General features: G+C 36.4%; 7 protein-coding genes and 2 pseudogenes. 1 reads left to right on the plus strand and 8 read right to left on the minus strand.

Translation table 11 applies throughout. The features are described from left to right. Window positions 1–8 precede the first annotated feature (8 nt). The 6 genes and pseudogenes from rpsJ to IPI31_01120 form a co-directional block, all read right to left on the minus strand. A pseudogene (rpsJ, locus tag IPI31_01095) lies at window positions 9–315 on the minus strand (30S ribosomal protein S10). Window positions 316–334: 19 nt separating this feature from the next. After that, a pseudogene (fusA, locus tag IPI31_01100) lies at window positions 335–2,439 on the minus strand (elongation factor G). A gap of 19 nt (window positions 2,440–2,458) precedes the next feature. Continuing rightward, complete coding sequence (gene rpsG / locus IPI31_01105; protein MBK7566400.1) at window positions 2,459–2,926, minus strand: 30S ribosomal protein S7; 468 nt, start codon at window positions 2,924–2,926, stop codon at window positions 2,459–2,461. 26 nt (window positions 2,927–2,952) lie between these two features. Beyond that, a complete protein-coding gene (locus IPI31_01110; protein ID MBK7566401.1) occupies window positions 2,953–3,357 on the minus strand; it encodes a 30S ribosomal protein S12 in 405 nt (134 codons plus the stop codon). Window positions 3,358–3,900: 543 nt separating this feature from the next. After that, entirely contained in the window at window positions 3,901–4,827 is a 927-nt protein-coding gene (locus IPI31_01115) for a hypothetical protein (protein ID MBK7566402.1), read from the minus strand. 124 nt (window positions 4,828–4,951) lie between these two features. Continuing rightward, window positions 4,952–7,138, minus strand: coding sequence for a T9SS type A sorting domain-containing protein (locus IPI31_01120; GenBank protein MBK7566403.1), 2,187 nt, complete (start codon window positions 7,136–7,138; stop codon window positions 4,952–4,954). Window positions 7,139–7,382: 244 nt separating this feature from the next. Between IPI31_01120 and IPI31_01125 the strand changes: the two genes are divergently transcribed. Further along, complete coding sequence (locus tag IPI31_01125; GenBank protein MBK7566404.1) at window positions 7,383–9,530, plus strand: T9SS type A sorting domain-containing protein; 2,148 nt, start codon at window positions 7,383–7,385, stop codon at window positions 9,528–9,530. Window positions 9,531–9,688: 158 nt separating this feature from the next. Here the strand turns inward: IPI31_01125 and IPI31_01130 are convergent, their stop codons facing one another. After that, entirely contained in the window at window positions 9,689–10,195 is a 507-nt protein-coding gene (locus IPI31_01130) for a hypothetical protein (protein ID MBK7566405.1), read from the minus strand. Window positions 10,196–10,200: 5 nt separating this feature from the next. Beyond that, the gene (locus tag IPI31_01135; protein MBK7566406.1) at window positions 10,201–11,307 is read right to left on the minus strand and encodes an AAA family ATPase; all 1,107 of its coding nucleotides are present in this window, start codon (window positions 11,305–11,307) and stop codon (window positions 10,201–10,203) included. Window positions 11,308–11,331 lie beyond the last annotated feature (24 nt).

Below are 11,331 nucleotides of genomic sequence, written 5' to 3' on the forward strand. Positions count from 1 at the left end.
CGGAGCTTTTAGATTTTAATTTCCACTTCTACTCCACTTGGCAACTCAAGTTTCTGAAGTGCATCAACTGTTTTATTTGTTGCGCTGTAAATATCTAGCAACCTTTTATAGGTGCACATTTGGAACTGCTCACGCGCTTTTTTTATTTACGTGTGGTGAACGCAATACGGTATAGATCTTTTTCTGTGTTGGAAGCGGAATTGGTCCGGTTACAACTGCTCCTGTATTGCGAACTGTCTTTACGATCTTCTCTGCAGTTTTATCTACCAGAGTATGGTCAAAAGATTTCAGTTTCATTCTAATTTTATAGGTCATACTATTGTATTCTTATTTATTAACCAACTGATACTTTTCCTTTTGATTTAGCAATTACCTCTTCTGCAACAGATGTTGGAGCAGGGGCGAAATGCGAGAACTCAAGAATGGATGTTGCACGTCCTGAAGTGATTGTTCTCAGTTGTGTAACATAACCAAACATTTCACTCAACGGAACTTTTGCTTTGATAACGGTTGCATTGTTCTTATTGTCGAAACCTTCAATCATTCCTCTTCTTCTGTTCAAGTCACCAATTACATCTCCCATATGATCTTCCGGAGTAATTACTTCCAATTTCATGATAGGTTCCAATAATTGAGGTCCTGCATGTTTACCTGAATCGCGGAAAGCGATCTTGGCAGCCATTTCGAAAGAGAAAGCATCGGAGTCAACTGCGTGGAAGGAACCGTCAAATAAACGTACTTTCATACTGTCTAACTGATATCCGGCCAATACGCCTGTATTCATTGCTTCCTTAAATCCTTTTTCCACAGATGGAATATATTCACGAGGAATTGATCCTCCGAAAATGTCGTTCACGAATTGTAAACCAATATGTCCTTCATCCGCAGGTCCGATCTCAAACTGGATATCAGCGAATTTACCGCGACCACCCGTTTGTTTCTTGTAAGTTTCTCTGTGTTTGATCGTTTTAGTGAAGGATTCTTTGTAAGCAACCTCAGGAGCACCCTGATTTACTTCAATTTTAAATTCACGTTTCAAACGGTCAACAATGATCTCCAAGTGTAACTCACCCATTCCACGAACAACAGTCTGACCTGTTTCTTCATCGAACATTACTTTAAATGTTGGATCTTCTTCCGCTAATTTGGAAAGAGCCATACCCAGTTTATCCACTTCCGCCTGCACTTTAGGCTCAATCGCCAATCCGATAACCGGATCAGGGAATTTGATGCTTTCAATGCAATAGGATTATTTTCGTCGCATAAAGTATCACCTGTTCTGATATCCTTGAAACCAACTGCTGCTCCAATATCACCTGCTTCGATAGTATCGAGTGGGTTTTGTTTATTGGCATGCATTTGAAGAATACGGGAAATACGTTCTTTTTTACCTGTGCGCACATTCAAAACATAAGAACCCGCATCCAACTTACCGGAATAAACCCGGAAGAATGCCAAACGACCAACAAAAGGATCGGTCATGATCTTAAACGCAAGAGCTGTAAAAGGTTCTTTTACATCTGGTTTGCGGAAAACTTCTTCCTCTGTATCAGGATTAATACCTTTAACACCTTCAATATCTAAAGGAGAAGGAAGATAACGCACAACAGCATCCAGCATAAACTGAACACCTTTATTTTTAAATGCAGAACCACAAAGCATAGGAATGATAGCGATATCAATAGTTGCCTTGCGAATTGCATTAATTAATTCAGTTTCTGTGATAGAATCCGGATTGTCGAAATATTTTTCCAATAAAGCATCATCGTATTCAGCAACTGCTTCCACTAGATGATTTCTGTATTCGATTACCAGGTCTTTCATATCTTCCGGAATTGGCACTTCCTTATAAGTCATACCCTGAGTTGCATCATCCCAAACAATTGCTTTGTTCGTGATAAGGTCAACAATTCCAATGAAAGTTTCTTCCGCACCGATAGGTAATACAAGAGGAACCGGATTTGCGCCCAACATTTCTTTCACTTGTTTTACAACTTCAAGAAAATCGGCACCTGCGCGGTCCATTTTGTTTACAAAGCCCATACGGGGAACGCGGTAACGGTTAGCCTGGCGCCAAACTGTTTCTGATTGTGGTTCAACACCACCAACAGCACAGAATAATGCTACCACACCATCCAATACGCGTAAAGAACGTTCCACCTCAACTGTAAAGTCAACGTGTCCCGGTGTATCAATGATATTTACTTTGTATTCGTCGTTTTTGTATACCCAATGTGTAGTTGTAGCAGCAGAAGTGATCGTGATACCACGTTCTTTCTCCTGTTCCATCCAGTCCATTGTTGCAGCTCCATCGTGAACCTCACCAATTTTGTGGGTTACACCTGTATAAAACAAAATACGCTCTGTTGTTGTCGTTTTACCGGCATCAATATGGGCTGCGATCCCAATGTTACGAGTGTATTTTAAATCTCTTGCCATTTAATTATTCCTTTACTTATTATGATTTAAAGTGAGCGAAAGCTTTATTCGCTTCAGCCATTTTATGAACGTCTTCTTTCTTTTTCATTGTAGCTCCTTCGCCTTTAGCTGCTGCTACAATTTCAGCTGCTAATTTTTCCGCCATGGATTTACCACTGCGTTTGCGGCTGTATTGTATCAACCATTTCATCGATAGAGAAACTTTGCGATCCGGACGAATTTCTGTTGGGATCTGGAAGTTAGCTCCACCGATACGGCGACTTTTTACTTCAACTCCTGGAGTTACGTTACTCAATGCTTTTTTCCAAACTTCGTATCCGCTTTCACCGGTTTGTTTTTCAACAAGATCCAATGCATCGTAGAAAATTCCGAATGTGATACTTTTTTTGCCTTGCCACATCATCATATTTACAAACCTTGTAACCACAGCGTCGTTAAACTTTGGGTCCAGGGGTAAATATCTTTTTTTAGGTTTTAGCTTACGCATTTATATTAGTTTCAATTTTTAATCAATTATTTCTTTTTTGCCGGAGCAGCTACTGCACCTGCTTTTGGTCTCTTTGTTCCGTATTTTGAACGGCTTTTTCTGCGGTTATTCACACCGGCTGTATCCAACGCGCCGCGAACAATATGATAACGCACACCCGGAAGGTCTTTCACCCTGCCACCGCGTATCAACACGATAGAGTGTTCTTGTAGGTTATGTCCTTCGCCCGGAATGTAGGCAATGATCTCGGTTTGATTGGTTAAGCGCACTTTGGCAACTTTTCGAAGAGCAGAGTTTGGTTTCTTAGGGGTAGTAGTATATACCCTTGTGCAAACACCACGCTTTTGAGGGCATGAGTCAAGTGCACGGCTCTTACTGGGACTTTTTATAATTTCCCTTCCTTTGCGAACTAACTGTTGAATTGTAGGCATTCTAGCTTTTTACCTTTGATTTTTAAAATTTCGGGCTGCAAAAATAAGAAGAAGGAGCGATATTCACAAAGGTATGTGCACAATTCCCGAAAGAAAGTGCAGGTAAGCCATTGCGAACTTTATCGGGGTTCACGCCCTTAATTCTACCTGCGGCCGTTTTTAATAACGGTTCCGTTTTTTGATTAAACGGGCTGCAAAGGTAGGTAACCTGTTTGTGATATGCAAGGTACGGGTGAAAATAAATTCCAACTTGGTGGAAAAGAGGTGGAAAAGGCAACAAAAGGGAGAGGAAAAGCGTAAAAGGGAATCTGGATTAGTGGTGAATGGTGAATGGCGAGATTGCTCCTGCTGGACCGAATATTTGATGTATTCTTTAAAAATTTCAAGGTTGGCCGGAGCGGACTCACGCCTCACGATTGACGATTCACGAAAGGCGCAGCCTGTAATTTAAAAATCGTGAACCTACACGCTAACATTCAGGTTCACGATTTATATACTTGCCGGATTCACGACTCACGGTTGACGATTGACGATTCCCGCCCATCAATCACATGTTTCCAGATCTGCATACCAATTGCAAGTCCAGTTTGTAGAGGTATAGGAATTATCGGTTCCTCCACCAGGGGTATAAATTTTACCGGGGGTGATCTCATAATAACCAAAATTTGCCGATGGGGAGCAACCGTGGTTTTCTTGGGCTGCCGTCCAAACTGCAATACTTACCGGTTCATCAAACATGCTTGGATCTATCACGTATTTTACCGGGCCCAGATCCGTTTTTACAGTTACAAGCGGTGCAACATGGTACCACCAATAAACACAACAATCACCGGCATCAACTGCAAGACTGCCTGTTACATCTTCATAACTGAAAACTTTTTCGCAAGACAATTCATACTCTTCAAGCATTATTTGACGCATTTTGTGTGCTCTGGCGTAACATCCGTCCACTACATATTGAAATGGAATACAATAATCTATAGTAGCAGTTCCGGTTGCGCAGCCCTGAGATGCGCAATAATCAAATATCTCGTTCAGCTTTGCCATGTTAGGCACTATTTTTTTGGCTTCGATAACCTCTTCTGTTGTTTGTTCAAATTTTTCGGCCCAATCTCTTATTTCCTGTGCTGAGGCTTCCTCAGAAGAAATAATAGGAATAAAGGAGGCCTTTTCATCGCCAAAAAAGACTCTTAATGGCTTTTTCGCTTCTACACACTCGTCGATCAGATTTTTGATCTGCAAATACTGAGCATTGTTCTTTAATACTTCAAAAATTCGAGGCGACTCGAAAAACCTGACTTGAATAGCGGAGGCATCGGCGCTTTCCCTGTAATAAGCAGGAGTCATTAATTTGTATTCGGAAGTGATGGTAAGTGGTGTGATCTCTTCCCCCGGGAATTGTGATTTTTTACAACCCGTAACTATGGAACTGAGGAGAACCAAAAGGGTTAGTAGTTTAAATAATTTCATAGTTTTTTGTTTAGGTGGTAAATGTAATGAAATTATAGGAATACAGAATATGGAGTGTTAAATATTATTGAACCACTAATTAAAATTCTTGATCTTTGAAAATTGAAGGTGATAAAAAAGATAATTAATTGATTATAATAGCCTGGTAATAATTATTTTTATCTGACCTGATCTTTAAATAATAAATCCCTTTTAAAAAGTCACCAACTTTTATTTCCGATGTATTTGTCGTGAGATTTTCAGAATACATTATTTTTCCCTCCACATTAATTAATTCAATTGATGCATTTAAAAAATCATTTCCAACTTCCAGAATAAAAAATGTTTCCGATGGATTTGGATAAAGTTTTATGGAATTTTCGGAAATATCTTCCAAAGAATTTGCAAAAGTGACTTCGACACTATCTGTGGTTGAGCATTCCAAACTATCTGTAACAGTTGTTGTATAAAATCCAGGTGATAAATTTTCTATCGTCGCTGTTGTTTCACCGGTCTCCCATAAAAAGGAAAAGGGTGGAGTACCGCCATTGGTGATAGTTGCTGTTGCAGTGCCATTATTTTCTCCGCCAATTGCGGGAGTACTTGTCACTATTAATTGCGGCCCGATAAAAATTGTATCAATTGCAACCGCAGAACAAAATACTGGAATAAATCTAAATGCAGTATCATTAGCACCATCATGCCAGCTTTTTTGTACAAATTCGTTATCGCTGGGATTGTGCGTATTAATCCATTTTGTTCCAAAATCATTTACTATTCCTTGCGTGAATGCTCCTTCCTCTAAATCTGCCAAGGTGTCAATATATAATTCAATAATACCGGTTGACTCATACAATACCGACGTAACTGTGATATAAAAATACGATGGAAAATTCATATGAACTTCATCATATTTAATGACAAATTTTCGATAAGGAGCTGATCCTGAAGTTTCATAATATACTTCACCACCGCCTAGAATATTAAGGTCTTCTCCTGCCAATGCAATAAGATTATTAATAGTTGGAGAAGGGATACCTATATACCAGGTATCATGAGCCTCTCCAAAACACATATAGCCATTACTTGTCGGAAAGATGGTATCATATGTGTTTTCATAAAAATTAAAATTAAATCCGATTCCAATTGTATCTACATCATCATTAGTTGTAAAGGAAACAAATGTTGGTGAAATGAACTCCGGTGGAGTATATGGAATAGTTTCCATTGTATAATCCATTGCGGTAGAATAACTGTAATTAATAAGAGCATAAGTTCCGTTCACATATACTCCGGGATCAAAAGTTCCTGTTAACGTATCGGTTATTCCCTCGCCTGAAAAAATTCCTCCGCTGCCAACATTTATATCCGGAGTAAAACTCGCATCAGTTTCGCACAACGTGATCGGATAATTCAAATCTGCGGGGGTTGCGCAAATACTTGTTATCGTAAAAATTAATGTATCGTTATTTGTTATTGTATCGCCCTCTACACTTGTCCACAATTTTATTTCATGATCGCCACACGCACTTAAATCCACTGTAGTGCTTAATAAAATCGTATCTGACAAATAGGCTTCAATATTTTCTGTTATAATTTCACTCATAATTATTCCGCCATCAACCTGAAAATTAATTGTATAATTATTTTGATCAGCAAAACCATAATTATGAACAAGTAGCTGTAAATTTTCCTCACCTAAATTGCATTCTGCGATAGGGTAGATAATATCTTGAATTCCTAAATCTGTTTCTGAGTGTAGACAAGGAGCTAAGTGCCAGAGGATATTACGTCTTAAATCAAGATGCTCTTCTGAATAATGCTCAATATTATTATAAAATTGAGAAACGATTACCTCCCCTAAACCAAAAAATTTATTCAATAAACATACACGGGAACCTGTGGTGTCAATCATTAAAGTGTCATAATTATCCCCATTGAAATCACCAAAACTTTTAACAAATCCCAGATCAGGTGAAAAATCAATTGGGTTAGTTAATGGGTATTTTGGACCTACTAAAAAACTAATATCCTCTCCAATATAAATTCCTTCATAATTAGGCGACAAGTTTTCAATCCTATTAATTGAATCGAATCCAAGATAATATGTATAACTTGGAGTGGAAACAAAATTAATATAAAGATGCCCACCATCTGAAACAAAATCTTCAAAATAAGTTAGATGCATTCCATAAAAAGCATCAAAATCATCACTTGCTCCCAATGAACCTTCAATAAAAATCATACAGGTATTTTCAGAGAACAAACCAGATGTGTCAATACTCCCATAATTAAACTGCTCCCAATTACTGACTCCAAACATATCATTCATTAATGAAATGTTAAGAGCATTGTCAACCCCCCCACCTCCAATATATACAATGCGTTTGTCCGGTGTCTGAGCTTGGAGGACAGTATTAACTGACAAAAAAAATAAAAAAATCAACGAATTACGGTTCATTGTCAATAATAATATGTACTTTATGAACTTTAATTAACAAATTTACTTAAAATTTAGCAGAACTAAGTAAATTGGTTTAAATTTAAGCTCTTTTCCACCTCTAAAATTTTTACCTATGAAACGCATACTACTCTTATTTACACTAATTCTTTTTGCTACTACAATTAGCTTTTCTCAAACTAATTTCACTTTGCATATTTATTATGCTCAAAATCAGCCAGTGGAAGATGACCTATTTGGGGTGCATATGAGTGGTTTTTTTGATCGGTGCCGTTGTTATGATCCGGATTCAGTTGGAGGTGGAGTAGATACCATTGACCAGTGTATGGAATATGCCGCAGCATTAAAACCTAAAGTATTGCGTTTTCCAACCGGTGGTGAAAATAAATTTGTTACTTTATTAGATGGTCCACCGGGTTATGGGTATGAACAATATTTAATTGATAGCGCATTTGCCCGTGGTTATTTGGATGCAACAAGTTATTCTGACTGGACAGAAACAGTTAACAATCAATATATAATAAATCCTGACAGTGCGCTTTATATTGATCGATTAATTGATTTTGTACAATATTGTGATGAGGTAAATGGTTTTGCACCGAGTGTGATATTTGTCGCTAATGTTTCGAAACAAGCTATGTTTCCTGATATGTTTGATAATGTTATAGATGAAAATATTGCAGCAATACAATACTTAGTTGATAACGGTATTGAAATTGCAGCAATTGAAATGGGCAGTGAGCACTACGATGATGGAAATGACATTGATACTTTTTATAGATTTAATGGATACTGGAAACTTATTAAGCCCTTGCTCGATGTGCTGCATGCAGATCCTGAGTTAACCTCCATTCCTGTTTCTATAGTTGCAGCACCGGAACCCGAATTTGCTGCCTATATTGGCGTTGGTGATGCATCAGTGGAACATTACAAAGAATGGAATATTGATTTAAAAACAAAAGCGACTGCACCGGGTACATCTTCAAGATTTGAAGCATATTCAGTGCATTTATATGATACGGAAAAAGGCATGGAACCATGTTATGAATTATATAAAGATTTGTATTACGACTCAACTTTTAATTATGAAATTTTATATGCCCCAACTGACCCTAATTTAAATCCATCATTTGAATGTGCACGCGACAGTTTTTACAGTTTTGCCAATAATTATTTACCTCAAATATTTGAGCGATATTCTGCAACTGATAGTAATTATTGTCTCGGCACTTTGAAATCCTATATACTATCTGAGTGGGGCGTAAAACCACCAAAAACTCCGGGTTCAGGAGCGCCAATAACAGATTCAACCATACTTGGAAATTTTAATAACACCTTCATAGAAGCGGGTTTAACTTTTATGTATTTATTATCGCTTGCAGATATTGATACAATAGACACAGGTGCTGATATTCGGATGGCAACGAAACACACCGAAATGGCAGGGTTTACACATGGTCTTGTGAGTTTTTGGAGCACGTTTGATGTTGACGATCCTGATCAGCGTTTTGTAAAAAGGGCATCTTGGTATGCATATAAACTTATGCAAAATATTTTTACTAAAAATTATGAACGCGTAAAAAGTGATGTGGTTTTATTGGATGGCACAAATACACCTTTTATAAAAACATATTTTGGCGGTGATGGTGCTTATATGGGTACCGGATGGGCACCTTATTTTCATATGTTCTATTACAATCCTACTGCGGATACTATTTTTTGTTTAAGAGATGAAATAACAGCAGATACTACATTTGGATATGGAATAGACGATCCTTTAAACGGGCATATGAAATATCGGTATATAAAAGTTGATCAGCTTTACAGTCATGGCGGGGATAATCAATATATCCGGGACAATAGTTTTTATACGGTTGGGGTTGCGCCCTTAATCGATTCTATTTATGAGGATACAATTGGTGGAGACCCCATTTTATTACCCTATAGCATGGGTGAATATTATTGGCGCTTAATTCCGCTGCCATATAAAGATGAAACTGAACTGATTGCCGGTGATATTAACATATCCGTTTATCCAAATCCAGCAAGTGAGTATGTAAAATTTGCATTTAATCTGAGTGAAAAATATACAAATGATTATAAATTAAGTATATTCAATTTATTCGGACAAAAAATTGAGGAACTGCTCGTAACTGACAACTATGCCGAATGGCGCCCGGATAACTTAGTGAAAGGAATTTATATTTATGAATTAACAAGCGCAGGTAAGAAGTTGGGAACTGGAAAAATTATATTGCAATAACCTTTAAAAATATTGCAAATTATGCAATTCACTTGAGAGAAGTGAGGATATTTAGATACTTGTTCACTTAAAAAAGCTTGGATTTTTATCAAGCTAAGATTCCATATTTACGAAGTACTGCAACAAGTTAATTGAGAAAATTGCCTTTCTGTACTTTTCTAAATATTATTTCCAAATTGTTGCCGTAAAAATATTTGAATGGTTAAAAACGCTTTTGCCTTTCTTTGCAAAATTGTATTTAAAAAATCTTTGTATTTATTATTTTCTGCAATTGATTTATTTTTAGTGAGTTTTTTTAGAGATTCTAAAGTCATAAAATTTTCGAATCTGGAAGAATCCATTTCAACTTCTTTTGCGCATCTAATTACAAAATCTTCATGCGCTTTTTTAATTATTATCAAATAATAGTCTCGCTCTTCATGTTTCCTGATTTCTATGTAGGCATCAGACTGAACAACTTTAGAATATTTCAAAAATAATTTTGAATCTTTACGACTATCATTATCTATTATGCCTACCGCTCTTTTACGTTTTTGCCTAATATATTGCATTTCCAGTTGATTTAACACTTCTCCCAATCCGCTTGCATGTTGCGGTACCTGCCGCCTTAATAAAGTGGTTAAAAGGGTATCAGCAAAACACTCTACAACAATTTGATGCTCCATCGTGTTTATTTAAAATTCTGCAGGTTGAAAAAAACATCTGTGCCATTACCCCAAATATTTAAAATATCCTCATCAGAGAGCTTCTTAATTTTAGTTTGGAAGTTTTCATAATAGGTATAGAAAATGCTAACCTCTGGCCATAAATCTTTTTCCTCTATAAAATAATTGATTAGATAGGGACTATGTGATGTAATGAAGAATTGATTAGTTTCGGAGTTTTGAATATTCTGACATAACGTTTGAACATAAGGTGGGAATGAATGATTTTCAGGCTCCTCAAACAATAAAATTGAATCTCTATTAGAATAAATCGCTGCTATATTATATATTAATCTTTGATAGGTATCAGCGACTAATGAAAATGGTATTTTGTACGAAACATTATTCTTTCGCTTCTGAATCTCAAATTTTTTCGTTGTGTAGTCTTGCAATAATTCTAACTTGTATTTTTTAAAAAGTTTTCCTGCAAAATCACGAAGATCCTTGTTTATTTGAAAAATTGTGAATAAATTAGATCCATCAGGAACTAAAAAGCCGGCAAATGTATTTTTGAATTCTCCTGTAAAAAGATTGTTAAAATCATAACGTTTTATGGGTGTAACATAACTGAGGTCAAAATCGTTATCTGTAAACAAACCATCATTTTTGAAACTTAAAATATAGGGTTTAATTGGAAGTTCCAGCTGGACTGGATCATCGAAATATCGCTTCAAATCTTGTTTATAATTGTGGTATGTATTGGATAACACTGCTTTCTTTAAAATAGATTTATAAGAACTGAAAACAAGGTCGTAAAAATCAAGTCCCTTATGCCATCTTAAAGTTCCATATCCTATCGAAGTTTTAATTTCAATCGGATTGGTAATTTCCATATCATAAAAAAGATTGTTTATCTGTTCATATCGAATCATATTTTGACCAAATCGGGATTTTTGATCTCCTTTTTCAATGTAGGGCACACTAAATAAGGAAAGTGCTTCCAAAATATTCGACTTGCCGGAGTTCGGTTCGCCAATAAATATATTAATTCTGCTACAATCGGCTGATAATTTTTTTATAGACTTGAAATTTTTAATTTCCAGCGATTTAATATGATTTTTATTATGAATCATTTATCCCATTTTTATTTATTAACC

The sequence above is a fragment of the Bacteroidota bacterium genome, from assembly GCA_016706865.1.
Lineage (GTDB): Bacteria > Bacteroidota > Bacteroidia > Chitinophagales > BACL12 > UBA7236.

Excerpts from the sequence above, each read along its gene's own strand:
- rpsG (MBK7566400.1), bottom strand. The coding sequence starts at position 2,926 with ATGCGTAAGCTAAAACCTAAAAAAAGATATTTACCCCTGGACCCAAAG.
- IPI31_01110 (MBK7566401.1), bottom strand. The coding sequence starts at position 3,357 with ATGCCTACAATTCAACAGTTAGTTCGCAAAGGAAGGGAAATTATAAAA.
- IPI31_01115 (MBK7566402.1), bottom strand. The coding sequence starts at position 4,827 with ATGAAATTATTTAAACTACTAACCCTTTTGGTTCTCCTCAGTTCCATA.
- IPI31_01120 (MBK7566403.1), bottom strand. The coding sequence starts at position 7,138 with ATGAATGATATGTTTGGAGTCAGTAATTGGGAGCAGTTTAATTATGGG.
- IPI31_01125 (MBK7566404.1), top strand. The coding sequence starts at position 7,383 with ATGAAACGCATACTACTCTTATTTACACTAATTCTTTTTGCTACTACA.
- IPI31_01130 (MBK7566405.1), bottom strand. The coding sequence starts at position 10,195 with ATGGAGCATCAAATTGTTGTAGAGTGTTTTGCTGATACCCTTTTAACC.
- IPI31_01135 (MBK7566406.1), bottom strand. The coding sequence starts at position 11,307 with ATGATTCATAATAAAAATCATATTAAATCGCTGGAAATTAAAAATTTC.